The sequence below is a fragment of the Agromyces aureus genome (genome assembly GCF_001660485.1).
Taxonomy (GTDB): Bacteria; Actinomycetota; Actinomycetes; order Actinomycetales; family Microbacteriaceae; genus Agromyces; species Agromyces aureus.
Genome location: NZ_CP013979.1, coordinates 819,496 through 842,440 on the forward strand (window position 1 = coordinate 819,496; position 22,945 = coordinate 842,440).

At 68.5% G+C, this 22,945-nt stretch carries 16 protein-coding genes; 11 read left to right on the plus strand and 5 right to left on the minus strand.

All coding sequences use genetic code 11. The features are described from left to right. Positions 1–8 precede the first annotated feature (8 nt). Entirely contained in the window at positions 9–302 is a 294-nt protein-coding gene (locus ATC03_RS03505) for a hypothetical protein (RefSeq protein ID WP_152030852.1), read from the minus strand. 670 nt (positions 303–972) lie between these two features. On the opposite strand from ATC03_RS03505, the gene ATC03_RS03510 reads away from it, so the two are divergent. Next, a complete protein-coding gene (locus tag ATC03_RS03510) occupies positions 973–3,225 on the plus strand; it encodes an NPCBM/NEW2 domain-containing protein (RefSeq protein ID WP_161490309.1) in 2,253 nt (750 codons plus the stop codon). Positions 3,226–3,309: 84 nt separating this feature from the next. Here ATC03_RS03510 and ATC03_RS03515 read toward each other — a convergent pair whose 3' ends face one another. Next, positions 3,310–4,332, minus strand: coding sequence for a LacI family DNA-binding transcriptional regulator (locus tag ATC03_RS03515; RefSeq protein WP_161490310.1), 1,023 nt, complete (start codon positions 4,330–4,332; stop codon positions 3,310–3,312). Between the two features lie 342 nt (positions 4,333–4,674). Between ATC03_RS03515 and ATC03_RS03520 the strand changes: the two genes are divergently transcribed. The 4 genes from ATC03_RS03520 to ATC03_RS03535 all read left to right on the plus strand — a co-directional run bounded on the left by ATC03_RS03520 (position 4,675) and on the right by ATC03_RS03535 (position 12,056). Beyond that, complete coding sequence (locus tag ATC03_RS03520; RefSeq protein ID WP_227820223.1) at positions 4,675–7,590, plus strand: beta-xylosidase family glycoside hydrolase; 2,916 nt, start codon at positions 4,675–4,677, stop codon at positions 7,588–7,590. Positions 7,591–7,775: 185 nt separating this feature from the next. After that, complete coding sequence (locus ATC03_RS03525; RefSeq protein ID WP_084003259.1) at positions 7,776–10,124, plus strand: family 43 glycosylhydrolase; 2,349 nt, start codon at positions 7,776–7,778, stop codon at positions 10,122–10,124. Positions 10,125–10,184: 60 nt separating this feature from the next. Beyond that, positions 10,185–10,838, plus strand: coding sequence for a hypothetical protein (locus tag ATC03_RS03530; protein WP_227820224.1), 654 nt, complete (start codon positions 10,185–10,187; stop codon positions 10,836–10,838). Positions 10,839–10,928: 90 nt separating this feature from the next. Next, positions 10,929–12,056, plus strand: a complete 1,128-nt coding sequence (locus tag ATC03_RS03535) for a WxL protein peptidoglycan domain-containing protein (protein ID WP_152030854.1) — start codon at positions 10,929–10,931, stop codon at positions 12,054–12,056. Between the two features lie 46 nt (positions 12,057–12,102). On the opposite strand, the gene ATC03_RS03540 is transcribed toward ATC03_RS03535, so the two are convergent. Further along, positions 12,103–12,510, minus strand: coding sequence for a VOC family protein (locus ATC03_RS03540; RefSeq protein ID WP_067873171.1), 408 nt, complete (start codon positions 12,508–12,510; stop codon positions 12,103–12,105). A gap of 107 nt (positions 12,511–12,617) precedes the next feature. Here ATC03_RS03540 and ATC03_RS03545 point away from each other — a divergent pair, with 107 nt between their 5' ends. From ATC03_RS03545 to ATC03_RS03570, 6 genes are all read left to right on the plus strand, one after another. Beyond that, positions 12,618–13,085 carry a DNA alkylation repair protein gene (locus ATC03_RS03545; RefSeq protein WP_067873174.1) on the plus strand — a complete coding sequence of 156 codons (468 nt, stop codon included), beginning with the start codon at positions 12,618–12,620 and terminating at the stop codon, positions 13,083–13,085. Between the two features lie 76 nt (positions 13,086–13,161). Further along, positions 13,162–14,298, plus strand: coding sequence for a peptidoglycan-binding domain-containing protein (locus tag ATC03_RS03550; protein ID WP_067873177.1), 1,137 nt, complete (start codon positions 13,162–13,164; stop codon positions 14,296–14,298). A gap of 78 nt (positions 14,299–14,376) precedes the next feature. Continuing rightward, positions 14,377–15,279: a hypothetical protein gene (locus ATC03_RS03555; protein WP_067873180.1), complete on the plus strand. Its 903-nt coding sequence runs from the start codon at positions 14,377–14,379 to the stop codon at positions 15,277–15,279. Positions 15,280–15,343: 64 nt separating this feature from the next. Next, a complete protein-coding gene (locus ATC03_RS03560; protein ID WP_179947898.1) occupies positions 15,344–16,087 on the plus strand; it encodes a formylglycine-generating enzyme family protein in 744 nt (247 codons plus the stop codon). 47 nt (positions 16,088–16,134) lie between these two features. Then, on the plus strand, positions 16,135–17,562 hold the full coding sequence (locus ATC03_RS03565; protein WP_067873183.1) for an FAD-binding oxidoreductase: 1,428 nt from the start codon (positions 16,135–16,137) through the stop codon (positions 17,560–17,562). Continuing rightward, a complete protein-coding gene (locus ATC03_RS03570) occupies positions 17,559–18,959 on the plus strand; it encodes a class I SAM-dependent methyltransferase (protein ID WP_084003260.1) in 1,401 nt (466 codons plus the stop codon). The genes ATC03_RS03565 and ATC03_RS03570 overlap by 4 nt, the downstream gene beginning before the upstream one ends. An 85-nt stretch (positions 18,960–19,044) precedes the next feature. On the opposite strand, the gene ATC03_RS03575 is transcribed toward ATC03_RS03570, so the two are convergent. Beyond that, on the minus strand, positions 19,045–20,472 hold the full coding sequence (locus ATC03_RS03575; protein ID WP_067873186.1) for an APC family permease: 1,428 nt from the start codon (positions 20,470–20,472) through the stop codon (positions 19,045–19,047). Positions 20,473–20,690: 218 nt separating this feature from the next. Then, positions 20,691–22,907, minus strand: coding sequence for a family 43 glycosylhydrolase (locus ATC03_RS03580; protein WP_161490311.1), 2,217 nt, complete (start codon positions 22,905–22,907; stop codon positions 20,691–20,693). Between the last annotated feature and the right edge of the window lie 38 nt (positions 22,908–22,945).

Here is a 22,945-nt window from a genome sequence, read left to right on the forward strand (position 1 = left end):
GCCTCGAATCAGGCGGAACGCACCCGACCCGCGGCCGCTCGGAGCCGAGGGTCGGGTTCGTCGGCCCAACGGGCGAGCACCGCAAGCGCATGGGTGCGCGGGGGGCCGTCGAGCGACGCGATGAGCGGCTGCACGACGTCGTCGATGACTGGGTTCGACAGTGCGTCGACGGATGCCTCGCGCAGGAACCCCTCGATGCGGGTCAGGGCTCCGTTGCCGAGGCGGCGATCGAGACCCCAGGACGCGATGACCTCGATCAGGTCGATGTTCAGGCCAGCCGCAGTGTCAGCTTCGTGCAGCATCTCCCGGCGGACGCGATCCCGCGGCACCACGAGACATTCCGCGTGCCCGAATCGTTGGGGCCGTTCTGCATGGGTCAGCATCGCCCTAGCGGCCGCCCCCGGATCCGCTGTTGCGATCGCACCTGCGATCGCACGCGGCTCGAGCCCTCGGCGCATGCCGCGATTCGGACGAGGTTCGCGCGCTCAGGTTCCCTTGTGGCGGCCCAGTTGTTCACGGTAACATTCGGAGCGAAGTCGCGGTTTATCGATCTACCGTGCAACGCGAGGGTTGGCGCCCGCGCTTCGGCTTGATCAAGGAGGATCAGTGTCGTCTACGACGTGCCCGTCGATATCGGTTTGTCATCCATCTCACGCCCGTCATCCATTCGCGACCGGCCGACCGGCGCTTGATGCCGGCACTGTGAGCGATGCCCGTCCATCCGAGGGCGGCACTTCGGTGGCCTCCAAGTAGAGCAGGCTCCCGAGCGGTTGCGGCGAATTCGACCCCGCCGTGCCCGTCCGGGGATCCGTCGCGCCCAGAAGCCCGAGTGGGGTCCGCAAGAGGACCCTCCGCAGCGTGACGGTCAGCAGGATAGCTGGGGTCGATCTCGTCAAGAGAGGGAGTAGTTCAATGTTCGAACGATCCACAAGAAGAGCAGGTTGGCGACACCGATTGCTCGGAACCGTGGCCGTGGCTGCAGTCACCGTCGGGTCTCTCCTGGCGATCTCTCCACCGGCACCCGCCGAGGCGCTCGACAACGGCCTGGCGGACACGCCCCCGATGGGGTGGAACAGCTGGAACCAGTTCTACTGCAACGGGGGAAACGGTCTCACGGCCGCCGCGCTCATGAACGTGGCGGACGAGATCGTCGAGAAGGGATTGCAAGAGGTTGGATACGAGTACGTCGTGCTCGATGACTGTTTCCAGAACGGACGCGATGCGAACGGCGTCCTGAAGGTCGACCCGACCCGCTTCCCGAACGGTATCAAGCCGGTCGCTGACTACGTTCATTCGAAGGGGCTGAAGTTCGGCATCTACAGTGTCCCCGGGACGAAGACCTGTGCGAACCTCTACAACGGATACACGCCGAACATCGGGTCGTATGGACACGAGCAGATCGACGCCGAGACGTTCGCGGCCTGGGGGGTCGACTACCTGAAGTACGACTGGTGCTACCCCGACGGAAGTCTCAACCTGACCAAGCAGCAGGCCTTCTCCAAGATGCGCGATGAGCTCGCCAAGGTGGACCGGGACATCGTCTACGCGATCTCCGAATACGGCGACAGCGCTCCGTGGACGTGGGCCGAACCCATCGCCAACCTCTGGCGAACCACCGGCGACATCGCGCCCAACTGGGGATCCATCACGAGCATCATCGACCGGCAGGCGGAACTCCATCCGTACTCGGGTCCGGGACACTGGAACGACCCCGACATGCTCCAGTTCAGCAACGGGTCGCTCACCTACGCCCAGAACAAGAGCCACCTGGCGATGTGGTCGATGCTCGCCGCACCGCTCTTCCTCGGGACGGACGTCGGCGCGCTCAGCGACGCCGAGGTTGCTCTGCTCACCAACAAGGAGTTGGTCGACATCGACCAGGACCCTCTGGGCGAGCAGGCACGCCGGATCAGCAACGGCGAGGGTCTTCAAGTGTGGACCCGCGAACTCGCTGACGGCGACCTCGCGGTAGCCCTCCTGAATACGACCGGTTCGAGCGCCACGGTCTCGACCTCTCTCGGCGCATTGGGGGCGCAGGACGACGTCTACGTCGTGCGCGACGTGTGGTCGCACTCCGACCTGTACAACACCGCTGCGGCGATCTCGGCGACGTTGCCCGCATACGAAACCGCCGTGTACCGGCTCTCCGCGGGCATGGACGAACATCTCCCCGGTGTCGTTGGCGCGTCGGGTTCAGGGCGAGTCGAACAATCCGGGCGTACGACAGTTCCCGTCACGGTGCATAACCTCCTCGAGGTGCCCCTCGTCGGCTCGCGACTGGAGATCGGTACCGCTGGCGGAGTCACCGCCGCATCACCGGTCAGCGTTCCGGAGATCGCCGCCGGTGGCTCGGCGACCGTGACGGTCGATATCGAGGCGGGCGCGACCGCGACAATCGGAGATGTGTCCTTGCCGGCGCAGATCGTGTGGGAAGGCGGTTCGGAACCGGCATCGGTGGTCGTCAAGGTCACGCCGAGTGCTCCGACCGGCGAAACCTATCTCAGCGACCTCCCGTGGCTCGCGACGACGAACGGATGGACCGGGACCCCGCGCCGCGACCTCAGTCAGGACGACCACCCGCTCACGGTCGACGGAACGGTCTATCCGAAGGGAATCGGATCGAACGCGGTCTCGACCGTCGACGTCTGGTTGGGCGGGAACTGCACCGTCCTGTCTGGCGCGCTCGGGGTGGACGATGAGACCAACAACGGCAATACGACCCTCAAGCCGTCCATCAGCGGTTCGGTGACCGGGGACGGGTCGACGCTCTGGAGCAACTCCAGCGTCATCCGCTACAAGCAGAAGGAAGCGTTCACCATCGACGTCACCGGCGTGGACCGCCTTCGGCTCACCGCGGATATCGGAGGCGACACGAATGCCTACGACCATGCGGATTGGCTCACGATGAGCTTGTCGTGCGCGGACATCGTGGACCCTGAGCTGAGTTCGGCGGTCTCGGTCGAGACTCGCTGCGTTGCCGGGAAGGGCGTACTCGCGGTGCGCATCGACAACGAGAACGACGTGCCCGTGGACATCAGAATCGACACCGACTACGGAACCAAGTCCTTTGCCGACATCGCATCGGGGAAGTCGGGGTTCCAGGTGTTCTCGACGCGGCAAGCCACGGTCTCGGGCGGCAACGTCTCAATCGTGCTCAGCGCTGAGATGAACGGTCGCACGGTCACGACCGAAAAGGAGGTCCCATACTCCGGAAAGTCCTGCTGACGTCAGCGGCTGCGGTCGGGTCCCACCGGGCCCGACCGCAGGGCCGGGCGAACGACGGGTGATCGGTTCATGGGCCGAGCGCCGTCAGTTCGCCTTCGTGCCCGGCCGGGGCCCGATCGTGGATTCACGTTCGATGAGCGTTGCGGGGTGCACGATGACTCGGCGTTCGAGATCACCGCGCGGATGCGTCATCCGGCTCATGAGCAGATCCACGATGGCGTCGGCGCGTGTCTCGTTCGCGGGCTCGATCGTCGTGAGCCTCGGCACGCTGTAACGGCCGGCCCGGATGTTGTCGAAGCCGACCACCTGCACGTCGTCGGGCACTCGAACCCCGGCATCCGCGAGCGCCCGGAGCGCACCGATGGCGACTGAATCGGTCATGGCGAACACCCCGTCGAAAGCGCGACCCTGTTCGAGAAGGCGGCTGATGGCTTCGTAGCCGGCCTCCATTCCGAAGGTCGAGGGGACGATCAGGGCTCTGTCGACGTCGATGCCGACCGTCGCGTGCGCGTCGAGGTAGCCACGGGTTCGGAGCGCCGGCATGGACTCTTCGTCGGAGCCGATTCCGCCGAGCGCGACGATCCGGAGCGCACCGCGCTGAAGCAGGAACTCCGTCGCGCGACGTCCGCCCGCGATGTTGTCCATCACGACGTGGTCGAATTGACTGGAGAGCGCGCGTTCACCGAGGAGCACGACGGGGGTCTCGGTGTCGATCTGCACGAGGTGGTCCGTGTCGCCGGCCGCCAGAGCGAGGACGAAGCCGTCGTACGAATCCAGGCGTGACGACGCGAGAGACTGCATCTCGGCTCCGACCGCGCCACCGGTGGTCTCGATGACGAGCCGCAATCCACGCTCCAAGAACCGGTCGCTGAGCGCTTCGGCGAGGGCTCCGTAGTACTCGGAGTCGAGGGTCGGGATGCCGAGCCCGACGGTGCCGGTGCGCCCTCGGCGAAGGGAGCGTGCCGATTGGTTCACGCGATAGCCAAGGGCGGTGATGGACTCGATGACGCGGAGCCGAGTGTCTTCGCTCACCCGACCGGACCGACCGTTCACGACATTGGAGACGGTCTGCGGTGAGACCGCTGCGCGCCGAGCGACATCCTGCATCGTGACATTCGATCGGTGCGTGCCCGCCATTCCCTCATCATTTCACCTGCGAGGGTGCCCGGCAGCATGAGAGCATGCGGCGGATCGGAGACCGAAAGCCGGGGGCGTTCGGGGTGGGCCCGAGGTCCGACTCGACTCGCTGCGATTGGGCCTTGTACGCGTCCGTCTGTTCCCGGTAACATTCACAGCGGGTTCAAGGTTTATCGATCTACTGATCGCGAACGACCCGCCTCTCTCGAGCGCCACGCGATCGGATGCCGACGCGTCGCCCTGTGTATTGATCAAGGAGGATCAATGTCCGTCGGACGACCATCGCCTACGCACATGTCTCACAGAAAGGGCATGCTGAGATTCGTCTCACTCGCCGCAACCGGCCTCCTGGCCAGTGTCGGCCTCTTCGCGACGACCGCCGTCGCGCAGGCCGCGGAGGAATGGAACCCCGACTCGTCGTACACGACGACCGATAAGGGCGACGGGACGTATACCGTCCCCCTGCTCAACGCCGACGTCCCCGATGTGAGCGTCGAACGCGTACCCGCGTCGGAGAACGACGAGGGGCGCGACCTCTACTACATGATCAGCACCACGATGCAGCTCAGCCCTGGGGCGCCCATCATGAAGTCGTACGATCTCGTCAACTGGGAGATCGTCAACTACGCGTTCGACCGCCTCGACATCGGCGATGCGTTCTCACTGCGCAATGGATCCAACTCCTATGGGCAAGGGCAATGGGCGTCCTCGCTGCGCTACCACGACGGCACGTTCTACGTCCTGATCAATTCACTGAACCTGGGCGGCGCGTACATCTACCGCACCGATGACATCGAGGACGGGGCATGGACGCGGACGGCGCTCGGCCGCAGCCTCCACGACCCCTCGCTGTTCTTCGACGACGCGAACGGCGGCGTCCCGTACATCATCTACGGCGGCGTCAGCGCAGTGCGGCTGAACTCGACGCTGACGGCGATCGAGCAGGACTTCCCGAACTTCATCCAGCGCAGTGACTTCGCGAGCCAGCCGTACGTCGGCAGCAGCGGACTCTTCGAGGGCGCCCAGGCGTTCTACATCGACGGCTACTACTACGTCGTGATGATCACCTGGCCGAGTAGCGGCCGACAGGTCGCCATGTTCCGCTCGACCGAGCTGCTCGGACGGCTCGCGAACTCTCCTGCCCCATACGAGTCTCGAGGCGCGCTGAATTCGAACGGGTTCGCGCAGGGAAGCCTCGTACCGATCGCGAACGATGAGGGCGAGGACGACTGGTACGGGTTCTTCTTCCGCGACAACTTCCCGATCGGACGTACTCCGGCTCTGATCCCGGCGACGTGGAGCGACGGATGGCCCACGTTCGGAAACAACGGCGTGGTTCCGGTCAACGGTGCCTTCGAGAAGCCGATCAGCCTCACCCCTGAGCAGGAGCGTTTCGAGCGGCTCAAGAGCATCGTCGGGTCCGACGACTTCGACAACGACGCGCCGCACCGGTCCTACCAGGACGAGCCGTGGACGATCCCGAACCCGCCCGACCTGGACGAGTCGCTGATCGGCGTCGAGCTTCTCGACAATCCCGGTCTCGAGTCCGGAAGCACCGCGGGGTGGAGCGTCAATGACACCGCGACGCTCTCGACCAGCACGGACGCCCACACCGGAACCTCGGCCGTCGCGGTCAGCGGACGAGTGACCACCGGTTCGGGTCCCGCGCAGAATGTGACCGGCAAGGTGCAGCACGGGGTCACGTACGACGTCTCGGCATGGGTGAAGTACGACAACCCCGCAAGCCCGGCGACCAAGCAGTTCTACCTCACCGCGCGCTACGGCGGCAGCAGCACCACCTACACGAACCTCTCGCCCGCGACCAACCTCACCCGGGGAACCTGGGGGAAGGTGTCGGGGTCGTTCACGATCCCGGCCTCGCAGGCGCTCTCGGACGTGCGCATCTTCATCGAGACACCGTGGACGAGCACGCCCTCCACAGCCCCCGACACGCATCTCATGGGCTTCACGGTCGACGATGCGTCACTCGTCGGGCGCCCGGTCACCACCGAAGTCGCGCAGGCGGAGGAAGTCGCTCCGAACGGGTCGAACCTCGACCTGGTCTGGGAGTGGAACCATGCGCCCGACAACCGGTACTGGTCGCTCACCGACCGGGACGGGTGGTTGAGGATGACGACCGGCAAGGTCGTGACCGGCGCGTATGCGCACCGCAACTCGGGCGGGGAGCTCACGTGGCTCGAGGAGGCGCGCAACACCCTGTCGCAGCGCACCTTCGGGCCGCGCGAATCGGTGGAGACGAAGCTCGACCTCTCGGGAATGAAGGACGGCGATGTCGCCGGCCTCGCCGCCTACAACCGCGACTTCTCGTACGTCGCCGTGAAACGCGTCGCCGGAGTGAATACGGTGGGCGTCGTCCATCGCGGCCAGCCGTTCGCATCCTCGATCGACCAGGCGGCGATCGAGAGCTTCCTCCCGGGCCGTTCTGCGACGCTCGGTGCGGCATCGGAGGTCCACCTCAAGGCCGATCTCGACTTCGCCAGGACGTCGGGTCAACTTTTCACGACCTTCTACTTCAGCCTCGACGGCCTGACTTGGACGCAGCTCGGAGATGCGGTCGGGCCGCTGCGGCTCGACGGAGGACTCACGCACTTCATGGGGCATCGCGTCGGATTGTTCAACTACGCCACCCAGCAGGCCGGTGGCCACGTCGACTTCGACCGCTTCCTCCTGAGCGATGCATTGACGTCGCAGAACCAGCCGCTCGACGAGAGTGACCTGGATGCGGCCATCGCCCACGCGGGCACGCTCGACCAGAGCGACTACCCGGCCGAAGCGTGGACGTCGATGCGTGATGCGCTCGCCGAAGCGCAATCCGCGAAGGCTGCAGAGCTGGGGACCCAGAACCAGATCGACGCGCCCGAGCGGGCACTCAGTTACCAGCTCGCCCGACTGGGCGTGCTGGAGCCGGCGACCCCATCACTGGACGTCGACGTGACGGCCGGAACCCGCTGCGTGGCGGGCAAGGCGCTGGTCACGATCCAGGCGACGAACAATGAAGCGGTGCCGGTCGCGATCGAGTTCGAGTCGGCGTTCGGATCCAAGACGTTCGCTTCGGTGCTCCCCGGCAAGAACGCGGTGCATGCCTTCACGACCCGGCAGGCGAGCATCCCCGCCGCTGCCGTATCCGCCGAGGTCTCGGCTGCGCCTGACGGCGAGCCGGTGACGGTGGAGGCGGATGCCGCCTACGCGGCGCACGCCTGCAATTGACCTGGGCGGGTGGGCCCCGAGTGACCGGGACCCACCCGCTCGGAACCCGGTCTCGAGAACGGCTCGCGACCGGTGCTCCATCCGCTCCACGACACATCAATCAAGGAGGATTCGTGGAACTGCAACAACAACGGCGGCGACGCGTGCCGAGACGGACCCTGGCAGGTCTGGCTCTGGCGGCGCTGATGACCGCATCATTCGCTGCGACGACATCGTACGCCGCCGAGGAGGAATTGATCCTCAATGGCGGCTTCGAGAATGGGACGACCAGCTGGTTCGTCAACAACGGCAACGGCACGGACGGGGGGACGCTCGCCACGACGACCGATGCGTATTCGGGTGCGAATGCGGCCAGCGTGACCGGTCGCACGACAACCGGGTCGGGTCCGATGCAGGACCTGACCGGCAAGGTCAGCGCGGGGCAGACCTACGCCCTCAAGGCACGGATCAAGTACGAGAATGCCAACGGGCCCGCGACGAAGCAGTTCTTCGCAACCATGCACTACGGCGGATCGACGTACACGAACCTCGTCAACGTGACGGCGACGAAGGGACAGTGGGCGTACTTCAACGGCACGTTCACCATCCCTGCGGGGCAGAGCGTCTCGACCGCGCGCCTCTTCTTCGAGACGCCGTGGACCCAGACGCCGTCGACGGCACCCGACACGCACCTCATGGACTTCAAGCTCGACGACGTCTCGGTGATCGGTGCACCGCCGCCCGCGGCGCCGTCGAAGACCATCGAGGTCGTCGGCAAGCTCCCGGGTGAGCACAACCCGCTCCTCGGGCACAAGTTCGGGGCCGACGGCTTCGGATTCGTGGACAACGGCCGTGTGTACATGTACATGACGAATGACACCCAGGGCTACGCGCCCGACCCCGTGACCGGAATCTCGGCGGGGATCAACTACGGCAACATCAACCAGGTGACGTTGATCTCCTCGACGGACCTCGTGAACTGGACCGACCACGGCGAGATCCAGGTCGCCGGTCCGAACGGAGTGGCGCCGTTCACCGGCAACTCGTGGGCTCCCGGCATGGCCAAGAAGGTCGTCAACGGCGTGGAGAAGTACTTCCTGTACTACGCCAACGGCGGTGGCTCGAGCAACGTGATCACGGGCGACAGCCCGATCGGACCCTGGACCAGCGAGCGCACGAGCACGCTGATCAACGGCAGCACGCCCGGGGCGCAGGGGGTCTCCTGGCTCTTCGACCCCGCTCCGTTCGTCGACGACGACGGCGAGGAGTACCTCTTCTTCGGTGGTGGGCCGGCTTCGACGAGCATGCCGGCGGCTGAACGCTTCAACAACCCGAAGAACATCCGCGTCATCGAGCTCGGCGATGACATGATCTCCACGGAGGGTACCGCCGCCGTCGTCGACGCGCCGGTCGCGTTCGAGGCATCGCAGGTGTTCAAGCGAGGCGACAAGTACTACCTGTCGTACTCGTCGCACTTCGGCGGCTCCGACTTCGGCGGCAACCAGACGCCGCTGGCCGGCTACCCCGGTGGCGGCCAGATCGGCTACATGATGTCGGAGGACCCGATGTCCTGGCCGAAGGAGGCATACGCCGGCGTGATGTTCCCGAACCAGTCGCAGTTCTTCGGAGCGGGAACCGGCGGCAACAACCACCAGTCGGTGTTCGAGTACGAGGGCAAGTACTACTTCACGTACCACGCGCCGACCCTGAACAAGCGAATCAACGGCAACACCACCCAGGGCTATCGCAGTGCTCACATCGAGGAGTTGACCTTCAAGGAGGACGGCACCGTCAACCAGGTCGTCGGAACCTACGCCGGTGTCGACCAGGTGCGGGACTTCGATCCGTTCCGCGTCTTCGAGGCCGAGACGCTCGGGTGGACGAAGGGCATCGCCACGGCGAAGGTCGCCGGAGGCTCCGCGGAGTTCGGTGCAACCGCTCCGAACCTCGTGGTGAAGGACGTCGACAACGGCGACTGGACCGGGCTCTCGTCGGTCGCCTTCGGTGAGAACGGTGCTGCCACGGTGACGGCGAAGGTCAAGCCGCTCCAGGCCGGCGGCAAGATCCAGGTCCGCCTGGGTGCGCCCGACGGCCCGGTCGCGGGCACCATCGAGGTCGACGGCGCGACCGGCGCATGGACCGAGGTGAGCGCCGAGCTCGAGGGCGCGACGGGAAGCCAGGACGTGTACTTCGCGTACACCGGACCGAGCGGCGACCTCTTCGAGGTCGACACGATCGAGTTCGCGGAGGCGGACGCCGCGCCATCGCTGGATGTCGCCGTCATCGCGGGCACGAGGTGCGTCGCGGGCAAGGCGGTGGTCACCGCTCAGGCGACCAACAACGACGACGTGGCGATCTCGGTTTCGTTCGACTCGTCGTTCGGTGCGAAGTCGTTCGCCTCGGTCGCGCCCGGCAAGAACGCGGTGCACGCCTTCACCACGCGGCTGACGAACGTGCCTGCCGCATCCGTGACAGCCCACGTGTCCGCATCCGTTGACGGTGCGCCGGTGTCGGTCGAAGTCGAAGCACCGTACGACGCGAAGTCCTGCGGCTAGCTGACGACGGTGGCTCGTCGGGGTTCCCGCCGGGCCACCGTGACCCGATTGTGTGCCGACATGATGTCGGCCTTGATTCGAAGGAGCTTTGAGATGGAGAAGCGAAGGATGTTTGCACGCTGTTCGGCCGTGGCCGTCGGTGCAGCACTGTTGGTGGGGATCGCGGGTACCGCGATCGCCGATGAGTACGGTGACTCGGATGTCGACGTGAACGTCGCGATCAGCGAGCTGGACGAGCCGGGCGTGCTCGCGATGAGCGTGGCGGGGTCCTCGACGTCGTTGACGGAAGACGGGTCGACGGACACGGTTCGTCAGTTCACCGGGTCGCTGCCGACGGTCACGGTGACCGATACGCGCACGGCGGAGGAGATCCCGGATGGGGCCTTCTGGTACGTGCTGGGTTCGGCGTCGGACTTCACCGGCGATGCCGGGCAGGCTGCGATCGACGCCGGGCACCTGGGCTGGGCGCCGTCGCTGATCGACGGTGGTGAGTCCGGTCTGGTCGCCGCAGGCGACCAGGTCGACACGGTGCTGGATTCCGGTCCGAATGCGGTCGGCGTGGTCGACCAGGAGCTGCTCGCGATGGCCTTCGATTCCGAGGCCGTCGCACCCGAAGGGTCGTGGACCGCAACCGCGGACCTGTTCCTTCGCACTCCTGCCACTGTTGCCCCCGGCAACTACTCAGGAACGATCACCCTCTCGCTCTTCGAATAGCGAGGGCATGCCCGGGGTCTGCGGCGCAGCCGCGACCCCGGGCATTCGTCTCGACGCAGAGGCGGACGGGTTGGCAGAAGGAGTGAACGATTGGACAGGAGCGCGAGCTTGAGAACCGATCCCGAGCGTGGCAGGCGCACGGCAGCGGGGTGGGGAGGGACGATGATCGCGACCCTCGCCGCCTTGGTGATGCAGCTGGCCGGTGCCGGCGCCGGAGCGGCCTTCGCCGCCGACGACCCGACCATCACGTGGGCGGCGAGCCCGGCGAACGAGGCCGGGCCCGACGGCCGTACGTGGGTCGAACTGGAACTGGACCCGGGCGAATCGACCATCGATCATCTGGCTGTGCGCAATCTCGGCGCCGAGGAGATCACCTTCACGCTGGCCGCTGCGGATGGCTATCTCACGTCGACCGGTCGATTCAACATGCTGCCATCCGACCAGGACTCGACCGACGCGGGCACCTGGATCGACGTCGCCGAGACGGTCACCGTGCCACCCGCCGGCACGGAGATCGTGCCGTTCACCGTGAAGGTGCCGGCGAACGCAACGCCAGGGGACCATGCAGCCGGCATCGCCGCCTCGGTCTACTCCGTCAACGCATCGGAGACGGGGAATCGCCTCGGCGTGGAGAGCCGGATCGGATTCCGGGTGATGACCCGTGTGTCCGGAGAACTGCGGCCGGCCCTGAACGTGGCCGCGATCAGCGCGGGGTACGACCTCTCGTGGAACCCATTCGCGCCTGGTGCCATAGACGTGACGACGGAGCTCGAGAACTCCGGCAACGTTCGACTCGAAGTGCCCGTTTCCACGGCGGAGAGCGGGACGCAGTCCGGATCGGAGGAGTCCGGAGCGCCTGACCCCGTCCAACTCCTTCCTGGAGATCGGCGATCGACGATCGTCCACGTCTCGGAGGTCTGGCCGCTGGGATTCGCCATCGTGCCGGTCGAATTCCGGCCCATGGTCGTCGAGCCCGACGGCGGAGTCGAGCTCATGGCGCCCATCTCGCAGGACATCTTCGTGTGGACCATGCCGTGGCCGCATCTGCTCATCCTGCTTGCAGGGGCGCTCATCGTCTGCGCCCTCCTCTTGGGACGACGACGACAGGCGCGCGAGGTCGAGCGACTCGTCCGGGACGCTCAGGAACGGGGGCGCCGCGAGGCGCTGGCGAACGGCGCACCCGTCGAGACCGGCGTACCTGCCGAGACCAGCGCCTGAATTCGATCGAGAACAGCGCCGGTTCGATGACGGCGCCGATGAGGACTCAGTCGGCGGCGGACTCGCGCGGCGGGTTGAACATGAATTCGATGCGGATGCCGTTGTCGTCCTCGACGAAGGACGCGTAGTAGCGATCGCTGAAGCGCGTGAAGACCTTCGGTCCGCTGACCGCCGTCCAGCCTGCATCGATCGCGATCACGTGCAGGCGGTCGACGTCGTCGCGCGAGTCGACGGGGAACGCGAGGTGCTGCCAGCCGACGCGGCCGTGCCGGTGCGGCCCGCTGCCCGGTTCGCGGGCGGGCAACAGGATCAGCTCGTCCTCTCCCCGGTACCAGGAGACGCCGTTGTCGGCGTCCTGTCGCGTGCAGCCGAGTGCCGTCATCACCGGGTCGAACTGGGCGATCGAGCGGGGCAGGTCGTCGACGGAGATGCCGATGTGGTCGAAGAGACGCATCCGGACATCCTATTCACGACGAGTCCACCGTCGCCGAGCCGGCGGAGAGGCTCCCCAGCTCGAGCAGGTGCGGCAGGAGCGTCGTCACCCGGCACCAGAATCGAAGGGTGACCACCCTCGCCGCCGACTTCATCGACCGCACCCTTCAGATGGAGGGGTCGGAGGAGCGCGCGAGCGCGGATGCCGAGCGCATCGGCGGCGGACTGCGGTTCTACGGCGCCTCGGTGGGTGCGGTGCGGGGCGCGGTGCGAGACGCCCGCCGGCGGCATCCGGAACTCACGCATGACGAGGTCACCGCACTCGCATCGGAGCTGTGGTCCGTGCCGGTCTTCGAGCGCCGGCTCGCCGCGGTCGTGCTGCTCCAGGGGCAGGTGCCGGCGCTGCTCGTGAGCGACTTCACGCGACTCGAGCAGCTGCTCCGCTCGGCCGGCGTGCGAGAGCTCATCGATCCATTGATGACGGATGTCGCGCTGCCGCTGCTCGACCGGCTCGATGGCGTCGAGGCGACGCGCGCCCGACGCATCGTCGGTCGGTGGGAGATCGAGGGCCTGATGCACGGAGGAAGTCGGGGCTGAATGTCCCGCGTCGCGAGCCGCCCCGGTGCCATGATGTGAGCACGTTTCAGCACATGATCGGGGGATCTCGGTGAACATGGATCGCGTGAGGATGTCGGGGTTCCTCGGAACGGCGGTGGTTTCGATCGCCGTCGTGGTGGCGCTCACCGGATGCGCCGAGGGCGCCGACAGCGTCGAGCGGGCCAAGGCCCAGGTCAGCGCGAAGGAGAAGGCCGTGGCGAGCGCGCAGGCCGAGTTCGACTCCGCGTCGAAGGAGTTCTGCGGCGCGAGCCGCGTCTACATCGACGCCCTCGACCGGTACGGCGACGTGCTGAACGACACCGCGCCCACCGTCGGCGACGTGCGTGACGCAGGTGCCGACCTCGCCGCTCCTCGCGACGACGCGTTCGACGGCGCCGAGGCCGCGGTCGACGCGCAGCAGGCGCTCGTGGCCGCTCAGACGGAGCTCGTCGAGGCGCAGGCGGCGCTGGCCGCGGCCGAGGCGGGGCCGACCGGCACGCCCTCGGTCGCCGAGCCTGCCGAGCCCCCGACCGCCACGCCGCTGGCACCCGCGACATCCGTCGACCGGGTGAAGCAGGCCGACGCCGACTTCGATGATGCGCAGGCGGCGATCACCGAGCAGACGACCCTGGCCGACGCATCGGAGCAGTTCAACAGCGCCGTCGTCGCGCTCGAGATGGCGTGGCTCAGGCTCTTCGCGGATGCCGGATGCCTCACCGACGACCAGCAGGTGCAGGCCGTGGCGGCGGTCGGCGCGTACACGTTCGCGCTGCAGCAGGACCTCGCCACGGCCGGGTACTACGCCGGCACCGTCGACGGCGTCTCGGGGCCGATGACCGTGCAGGCGATCGAGGACCTCCAGGAGGCCAACGGCCTGCCGGTCACGGGCACGGTCGACAAGGCGACGGCCGCGGCACTGCAGGCCGAGCTCGTGGCGCTCGGCGGCACGGCCGCACAGGACTCGCTGGCGTCGACGGCTGCGGTGCAGCAGACACTGAAGCTCGCCGGGTTCTGGGACGGACCGGTCGACGGGGTGTGGACAGACGAGCTCACCGCGGCGCTGCAGGCGTTCCAGTCCGAGCTCGGCGTCGAGCCGACGGGTGCGGTCGACGCCGCGACGATCGCCGCCTTCGAGCGGGCGATCGCCGAGCTCACCGCGCCGGATCCCGAGCCGAGCCCTTCGGCGACGCCGACGAGCGAGCCGGCCACCTGATCGGCGGACCGACCCGACCTGACCGACCCGGGCGCGACGCATCGGCGGGCGCGCGACGCCTGGTGGGAGGATGACGGCATGGCTGACGACGCGTTCGCCGACCTCGCGAACGAGCTCTACGAGCTGCCGCCCGACGAGTTCACGGCGGCCCGCAACGCACGGGCGAAGGAGCTGCGGGGGAGCGACCGCGACCTGGCGAACGCGGTCGGCGAGCTCCGCCGACCCTCGGCTCCGGCCTGGCTCGTGAACCAGCTCGCCCGTCACCGCGCCGACGAGCTCGCGCAGCTGCTGCAGCTCGGCGAGCAGCTTCGCGAGGCGCAGGCGGAGGTCGACGCATCCGCCCTGGTCGCGCTCGCGAAGGAGCGGCGCAAGGTCGTCCGCGCGCTCGCACAGGATGCCGGTGAGCTCGCCGAGCAACTCGGGCACCCGGTGCGGGAGCCCGTGCTCGACGATGTCGCCGACACGTTGCAGGCTGCGATGACGGATGCCGCGGCATCCGAGGCGCTGCTGACCGGGCGGCTCACCCGCAGTCTCGAGGCGATCGGCACCGAGGTGGATCTGACCGACGCCGTGGCGGCCTGGTCGGGGGCCGACGGCTCCGCCCGTTCCGGCCGGCCTGCGCCGCACGACGAGGTCGGCGAACATCGCGCGAAGAAGCAGCGGAAGGCCGACGAGGCCGAGGCGGCGAAGCGGGCCGCCGAGGTCGCGAAAGCCGAGCAGGCGGCGTCGACGGCAGAGGACGCCGCGGACGAGGCATCCGCTCGCGTCGATGATGCGCACGCCGCGGTGAAGGAGGCGGCCTCTGCTCGCGACGAGCTGCGGAAAGCCCTGACGGAGCTCGAGCAGCGCCTCGCGGAGGCCGAGCAGGCGCTCGCCGAATCCGAACGCACGGCGGGCGAGCGGGAGCAGGAACGCGATGCCGCGGCGAGCACCGCCGAGGCGGCTCGGGCGTCGGCCGACGAACTGGCGGCACGCGACTGACACGGACGACGTCGGCGGCGTCATCGTGGGCGCCGTCGTCGTCGGCGCGTGCGAGACTTCCCCGGTGACGGACATCGAGATGGCGAGCATCGCCGGCGGCACCGTCGGCCTGCACGACGCACGCCGCAAGGTGCGCTGGAGCGTGGAGCTCGAGCCGTTCGAGATCGGGGTCTACCCCGTGACGCAGGAGCAGGTCGCCGAGCTGCTCGGCGAGACGGCGGTGCACCCGCGGCGCCCGGCGACCGACGTGAGCTGGCTGCGCGCGATCCGGTTCTGCAATGCGGCCTCCGAGTGGGAGGGGCTCGAGCCCGCGTACACGTACGACGGCGAAGACGTCACGTGGCACGTCGACTCCGACGGGTTCCGCCTGCCGACCGAGGCCGAGTGGGAGTTCGCGTGCCGGGCGGGCTCGACGCGTCCGCATTACGGCCCGCTCGAGGAGGTCGCCTGGACGAGCGCCGACGGCGTGACCGCGCCGCAGGACGTCGGCGGCAAGCATCCGAACCTCAACGGGCTCTTCGACACGCTCGGCAACGTGTGGGAGTGGTGCTGGGACCTGCTCGACCCGGCCAGGTACGACGCGTACCGCGTGTTCCGCGGCGGCGGGTTCGCCGACGACGCGTGGAGCGTGCGCGCCTCGGTGCGACGCGGGGGAGCGCCGCGCATGCATCACGACGACGTCGGGTTCCGCGTGGCGCGCGGCGGCTTCGATGCGACGGATGCCGCGCAGGGCTGGTCTGCGGCGGCCGACGAGGAGCGCGCGGCGATCGACGGCCCGCTGCCGTCGGGGTGGACGCCACGCGGCTGACCGATCCGGCAGTGGCCCCGGCAGCCCCCGCGGACTAGCGTGGGGGCGTGTCCGCTGCTGCGACCACCGCACGCACCGCCCACGACGCCGGCGTCGAGCGCCTGCTCGCGAGCTACAGGGCCGTGCCCGCGACCTCCGCGGTCCGGCTCGCGAAGCGCACGTCGAACCTCTTTCGAACCAGGGCGAAGGCGGATGCCGCGGGGCTCGACACCTCGGGCCTGACGCACGTCATCTCGGTCGACGCCGAGGCCCGCACGGCCGACGTCGCGGGCATGTGCACCTACGAAGACCTGGTGGCGGCGACGCTGCCGTTCGGACTCGCGCCGCTCGTCGTGCCGCAGCTGAAGACCATCACGCTCGGGGGAGCGGTGACGGGGCTCGGCATCGAGTCGACGTCGTTTCGCAACGGGCTGCCGCACGAGTCGGTGCTCGAGATGGACGTGCTCACCGGCGCCGGTGAGCTGGTCACGGCGTCGCGGGGGTCCGGCGGCGAACACGCCGACCTGTTCCGCGCGTTCCCGAACTCGTACGGCACGCTCGGATACGCCGTGCGCCTGCGGATCGAGCTCGAGCCGGTGCCGCCGTTCGTCGCGCTGACGCACGTGCGGTTCGACGACCTCCGCGAGCTGGTGGCGGCGATGGACAGCATCGTCGAGACCGGCGACCACGACGGCCTGCGGGTGGACTACCTGGACGGCGTCGTGTTCAGCGCCCACGAGAGCTACCTCTGCCTCGGCACGCAGACCTCCGAGCCCGGCCCGGTCAGCGACTACACCCGTCAGCAGGTCTACTACCGCTCGATCCAGCACGGCGACGGGGTGCGGCGCGACCGGCTGACCGCGCACGACTACCTCTGGCGGTGGGACGCCGACTGGTTCTGGTGCTCGCAGGCGTTCGGCGCGCAGCATCCGCTCGCTCGTCGCGTCTGGCCCCGGCGGCTCAGGCGCAGCAGCTTCTACGGCCGGCTCATGCGGCTCGAGCGCCGGTTCGACCTCGGCGACCGGCTCGAGCGGATGCAGGGCCGGCCGCCGCGCGAACGTGTGATCCAAGACGTCGAGGTGCCGATCGAGCGGTGCGCCGAGTTCCTCGACTGGTTCCTCGCGAACGTGCCGATCGAGCCGATCTGGCTGTGCCCGCTGCGGCTGCGCGACGACGGCGGCGCTGGCGGCGCCGACGAGCCGTCGGATGCCGCCCCCGAGTGGCCGCTCTACCCGCTGCGCCGCGGCCGCACCTACGTCAACGTCGGCTTCTGGTCGACCGTGCCGGTCGGGGCGACCGAGGGCGAGACCAACCGCCGCGTCGAGCGCGAGGTGAGCGCGCTCGACGGGCACAAGTCGCTCTACTCCGACGCCTTCTACGAGCGCGACGAGTTCGACGCGCTCTACGGCGGCGAGGCCTACCGGGCCGTGAAGCAGCGCTACGACCCCGACTCCCGATTGCTCGATCTCTATGCGAAGGCGGTGCAACGACGATGACCACGACGAAGGGTCCCGTGACCGGATATGCCGGAACGCCAGATCCGGCCGGAACGCCAGATCCGGGAGGAACGCCAGATCCGGGAGGGCGAGCGGATGCCGGTGGCGGGCCGGACGACGCCGGCAGGCTGTCGCTGGCGCAGATCCTCGAGATCTTCGCGGGCGGGCGCCTGCCGTTGCGCTTCACCGCGTACGACGGCAGCTCGGCGGGGCCGCCCGATGCGGCCCTCGGCATCGAGCTGCTGACCCCGCGGGGCACGACCTACCTCGCGACCGGTCGCGGCGACCTGGGGCTCGCCCGCGCCTACATCGCAGGCGACCTCGAGGTGCACGGCGTGCACCCGGGCGACCCGTACGAACTGCTCGCGGCCCTCGCCGACGAACTCGTCTTCAAGCTGCCGCCGCCGCGGGTCATGGCCAACGTCGTGCGCTCGATCGGGGTCGAGCACCTGCGACCGATCGCGCCGCCGCCGCAGGAGGTGCCGCCACGTTGGCGCCGGGTCGCCGAGGGGCTGCGGCACAGCAAGTCGCGCGACGCCGAGGCGATCCACCACCACTACGACGTCTCGAACACGTTCTACGAGTGGGTGCTCGGCCCGTCGATGACGTACACGTGCGCCTGCTATCCGAACCTCGAGGCGTCGCTCGACGAGGCGCAGCAGAACAAGTACCGGCTCGTGTTCGAGAAGCTGCGCCTGAAGCCGGGCGACCGGCTGCTCGACGTCGGATGCGGCTGGGGCGGCATGGTGCGCTACGCCGCCCGCCGCGGCGTGCGGGCCATCGGCGTCACGCTCTCGGAGGAGCAGACCGCGTGGGCGCAGCGGGCCATCGCCGACGAAGGGCTCGGCGACCTCGCCGAGGTGCGCTTCGGCGACTACCGCGACATCCGCGAGGCCGGGTTCGACGCGGTCTCGTCGATCGGGCTGCTCGAGCACATCGGGGTGAAGAACTACGCGTCGTACTTCGGGTTCCTGCAGTCCCGCCTGCGCGCCGGCGGGCTACTGCTGAACCACTGCATCACGCGCCCCGACAACACCTCGCAGGCCTCGGCACGCGGCTTCATCGACCGGTACGTCTTCCCCGACGGCGAGCTCACGGGGTCGGGCCGCATCATCCGCGAGGCTCAGGACGTCGGCTTCGAGGTGCTGCACGAGGAGAACCTGCGCGAGCACTACGCCCTCACCCTGCGCGACTGGTGCGCCAACCTCGTCGCGCACTGGGACGAGGCGGTCGCCGAGGTCGGGCTGCCCACCGCCAAGGTGTGGGGCCTCTACATGGCCGGTTCGCGGCTCGCGTTCGAGACGGGCGGCATCCAGTTGCACCAGGTGCTGGCCGTCAGGCCCGACGCGCACGGTGGCAACGGCGGCCTTCCGCTGCGGCCGTGGTGGGTGCCGTGACCCGCTGACCCGCGTCGACGGCGACGTGCACGAGGGGCGGATGCCGCGGCATCCGCCCCTCGCACGCCAGCGTTGCTCGGCGGTACTACTCGGCGGCGTCGAGCCGGCGGCGGTCTTCGGCGAGCAGTGCGTCCTCGCCCTCGTCGCCCGTGGAGATGACCTGGTCCTCCTCGAGCGAGAGGCGCATCGGGCGCCGGAACAGGCGGGTGAGGGCGAGCAGGATGATGAGGCCGATCGAGAGCCAGAGCAGGCCGTAGATCATCGCGTCGGGGCTGATGTTGAGCCAGAGCACCACGGTGAGCACGACGCCGATGACCGGCAGCACGATGTTGCGCACGATCTGCGCCGCGGTCTTCACCTCGCGACGACGCACGGCGAAGTGCAGGATCACGGTGATGTTCACGACCGTGAACGCGATGAGCGCGCCGAAGTTGATGAGCGAGAACACGAAGTCGAGGTCGGCCACCGCGGCGAAGAGCGACACGACGCCGACGAGCACGATCGCGACCGCGGGGGTCTGGAACCTCGGGTGCACGTACGACAGACTGCGGCTGATCGGGCCGGAGCCGTTGCGTCCCATGACGTAGATCATGCGCGAGACGCTCGCGTGAGAGGCGAGGCTCGAGGCGGCGACCGCGGCGACGGCCGCCGCGACGAAGAGGATCTGGAAGAGCATGCCGCCGACCGAGTACGCGAGCTCGGGCAGCGCGGTGCCCTCGGTGAGGCCCTCGACGCTCGGGAAGAGCGACTGCGTGAACCAGCCGGCGACGAAGAACAGGCCGCCGCCGATCACGAGCGAGAGCACGATCGCCTTCGGCACCGTGTTCGCGTCCTTCGCCTCTTCGGTGTACATCGTGATCGCGTCGAAGCCGATGAACGAGAAGCAGACGATCGTGGCCGCGCTGATGACCGTCGCGATCTGCGTGTTCGCGTGGTAGAGCGGTTCGATGCTGAACGGCGTGCCGTTGCCGGCGCCCGCGTTCAGCGCACCCCATGCGAGGCCGATGAACACGAGGATCAGCACGACCTGGAAGACGAGCAGCGTCGCGTTCACGCGCGAGGTCGACGTGATGCTCCAGAGGTTCAGGAGCGTGATGAGGGCGACGTAGGCGCTGACCCACACCCAACCGGAGATGTCGGGGAAGAAGGCCTCGAAGTACTGGCGCAGCAGCAGCGCGTTCACGAGCGGCAGCAGCAGGTAGTCGAGCAGTGCCGTCCACCCGACGAGGAAGCCGACGTTCGGGTGGATCGTCTCGGACGCGTACGTGTAGGCCGAGCCCGCCGACGGGTAGACGCGCGTCATGCGGCCGTAGCTGATGGCGGTGAAGAGCATCACGACGAGCGCGAAGAGATAGGCGAGCGGCACCACGCCGCCGCTCTCGTCAGAGACGTAGCCGAACGTGTCGAACACCGTCATCGGCGTCATGTAGCCGAGGCCGAGGGCGACGATCGCCCAGAGCCCGAGCGAGCGCCTGAGTCGTACGGGCTGCGCGGTGGGTGCGGAAGTGGTCATGGGTCGTTCCTGTCGTCATCGCCATCGCCATCGATGGAGCGGGGCGACGCTACGCTACTCGCGCCCTGGCCGACATCGCCAGCCCGGACAGTTCGATCGCCCTGGGTGGTCTCGGCGGCCATTGCGCCAGGCAGGTGGTGCCGGCGCGCGAAGGCGCCGCCACCCGAGGGGGTGACGGCGCCTCCGCGGATCGCTGCACGCGAGTCGGCGAGACCGCGTCAGCCGCAGCTCCGCGCGGCGTAGCCGGCCGAGACGGAGTCGGTGGCCGAGGGGCCGGCCCCGGTCGCGGTGACGGTCGTCGTGCCCGCAGGCAGCGCGACGAGTCGGCTCGCGAAGCTCGCACTGGTCGAGGCGCCCGCGGCGAGGGCGGCGACCTGCTTCGAGCCGTACGGCGTCTCGATGGCGACCGCGACGGGCTCGTCGGACTCGTTCGTCGCGGTGACCGCGAGCACGGCCTTGCCGGCGACGCATCGGGTGGTCGCGACGGCCGACACCTCGACCTGGCCGCGGATCGGGTGCGGCGCGACGCTCGTGAGCGTCGGCTGCACGGTCTGGAAGAGCCCGTCGGCGCCGATCGTCAGCTTGTCGATGGTCGTCTCGCGGTGCGTGCCGTCGCCGTTCGGCATCGCGAAGCGGTGGTAGGCGATGTACCAGTCGTCGGTGCCCGGCACGTTGATGATCGAGCTGTGCCCCGTGCCCTTGATGCCGAGCGAGAGGTCCTTCTGCAGGATCACGCCGCGGTACGTCCAGGGGCCGGTCGCACTCGTCGACGTGGCATAGCCGACGCGATAGTTCTCGGAGCCGGTGTCGTCGATCGCGTAGGTGAGGTGGTAGATCCCGTCGCGGTAGTTCATGAACGAACCCTCGCGGTACGACGTGAGCCCGCTCATCGCCGAGATCGTGCCGGACTTCAGCGACGTCATGGTGTCGCTCAGCTCGGCGAACACCGGGCTGCCGTTGCCCCAGTAGAGGTAGTACCTGCCCGTCACCGGGTCGTGGAACGCGGCAGGGTCGATGGCCTGACCGGAGGTCACGGCCTCGTTGTTGAGGATCATCGCGGTCGGCTGCGCGGTGAACGGCCCCTCGGGGCTGTCGGCCACAGCCACGCCGATCGTCTTGCGGTTCAGCGACGCGTTGTGGCCGCTGAAGTAGAAGAAGTACCGGCCGTCGCGTTCGATGATCGTGGGAGCCCACGCGTTGCCCGTCGCCCACGGCACATTGCCGGCAGCGCCGTCAAGGGTGAGGAACGGCTGCTCGGAGCGGGTCCAGTTCACGAGGTCGGCCGACTTCCACACGTAGAAGTCCTTGCCGCCCCACCCCGCGGTGCCGTCGGTCGTCGCATAGAGGTAGTACGTGTCGCCGAAGACCGCGATGTTCGGGTCGGCGTACAGGCCGGGCAGCACCGGGCTGTTCACGGCCTGCGCCGACAGCGTCCACGTCGAGGTCGCACCATCGGGCGCCGTCAGCGTGTACACGACGGGGGAGCGCAGGTCGACCGTCGAGCCCGATGCCGGCGACACAGTCACGCCCGCGGCGGCGACGAAGGTCGGGGCGAGCGCCGAGACATCCGTGCCCGGCCGCACCGGGAGGATCGCGGTGCGGGCGGTGCCGTTCACGATCGGGGCGAGCTTCAGCAGCGCGGGGTCGGCCAGCGAGACCTCCGTCAACTGATCGGTCGCACCGGCATTCGTGAGCACCTCGGATGCCGAGAGCGCCCGGTCGAACACCTGCACGTCGTCGAACGAGCCCTTGAAGTACTCGTCGGCCGCGTAGAGCGACTTGCCGAGGTAGCCGTACAGGTTCGTCCCGAGGTCGGACACCGTCGTGTTCAGCGCGGCGTTCTCGCCGAGCTTCGCGCCGTCGACGTACACGGTCATCTTCGCGCCGTCGAACACGAGGTCGTAGTGGTGCCAGGCCCCGCTCGCGACGGTGCCCGTGACGGCCGACTCGTTCTGCCACGAGGTCTGCGTGATCGCGGTGCGTACGTCGGCGCCGCGCAACCGGAAGAAGGAGTACTTGTTCGAGTCCGCGCCGAACGCGAACGTGAAGAAGTTGCCGCTCGCCTTCTCGCTCTTCACGTCGAGCGAGACGGTCATGTTCGAGCGGCCGTCGAAGAACCCGCGCGGGAACGCCGCGAACCCGTTCGTCGTGCCGTCGAGGCGCAGCACCTTGCCGCGCTCGGCGTCGGTCGCCACGGCGGCGGTGCCCGACGCGGTGAGGTGGGCGGCACCCACCGAGTCCTGGAGGGTGCCATCGTCGAACGCGTACGACGCGATCGGCTGGGGCGGGGCGTCGGCGGCGAGCGCCGGCGGCCCGGCGAGCAGCGTCGACGCCACGACGGCGCCCACGACGACGGATGCCGCGGCGGCCCGTCGTCGCGTCGCGCCGCGTGGGCGCGGCTCGCGGGTTCGGTCATGGAATACGGAAGAGGGCATCATCGATCCTCGATTCGTTCGGTTGGTGGTGCAGGGTC

Excerpts from the sequence above, each read along its gene's own strand:
- ATC03_RS03575 (WP_067873186.1), bottom strand. The coding sequence starts at position 20,472 with ATGACCACTTCCGCACCCACCGCGCAGCCCGTACGACTCAGGCGCTCG.
- ATC03_RS03580 (WP_161490311.1), bottom strand. The coding sequence starts at position 22,907 with ATGCCCTCTTCCGTATTCCATGACCGAACCCGCGAGCCGCGCCCACGC.
- ATC03_RS03570 (WP_084003260.1), top strand. The coding sequence starts at position 17,559 with ATGACCACGACGAAGGGTCCCGTGACCGGATATGCCGGAACGCCAGAT.
- ATC03_RS03555 (WP_067873180.1), top strand. The coding sequence starts at position 14,377 with ATGGCTGACGACGCGTTCGCCGACCTCGCGAACGAGCTCTACGAGCTG.
- ATC03_RS03520 (WP_227820223.1), top strand. The coding sequence starts at position 4,675 with ATGCTGAGATTCGTCTCACTCGCCGCAACCGGCCTCCTGGCCAGTGTC.
- ATC03_RS03525 (WP_084003259.1), top strand. The coding sequence starts at position 7,776 with ATGACCGCATCATTCGCTGCGACGACATCGTACGCCGCCGAGGAGGAA.
- ATC03_RS03550 (WP_067873177.1), top strand. The coding sequence starts at position 13,162 with ATGGATCGCGTGAGGATGTCGGGGTTCCTCGGAACGGCGGTGGTTTCG.
- ATC03_RS03540 (WP_067873171.1), bottom strand. The coding sequence starts at position 12,510 with ATGCGTCTCTTCGACCACATCGGCATCTCCGTCGACGACCTGCCCCGC.
- ATC03_RS03505 (WP_152030852.1), bottom strand. The coding sequence starts at position 302 with ATGCTGCACGAAGCTGACACTGCGGCTGGCCTGAACATCGACCTGATC.
- ATC03_RS03515 (WP_161490310.1), bottom strand. The coding sequence starts at position 4,332 with ATGCAGGATGTCGCTCGGCGCGCAGCGGTCTCACCGCAGACCGTCTCC.
- ATC03_RS03530 (WP_227820224.1), top strand. The coding sequence starts at position 10,185 with ATGATGTCGGCCTTGATTCGAAGGAGCTTTGAGATGGAGAAGCGAAGG.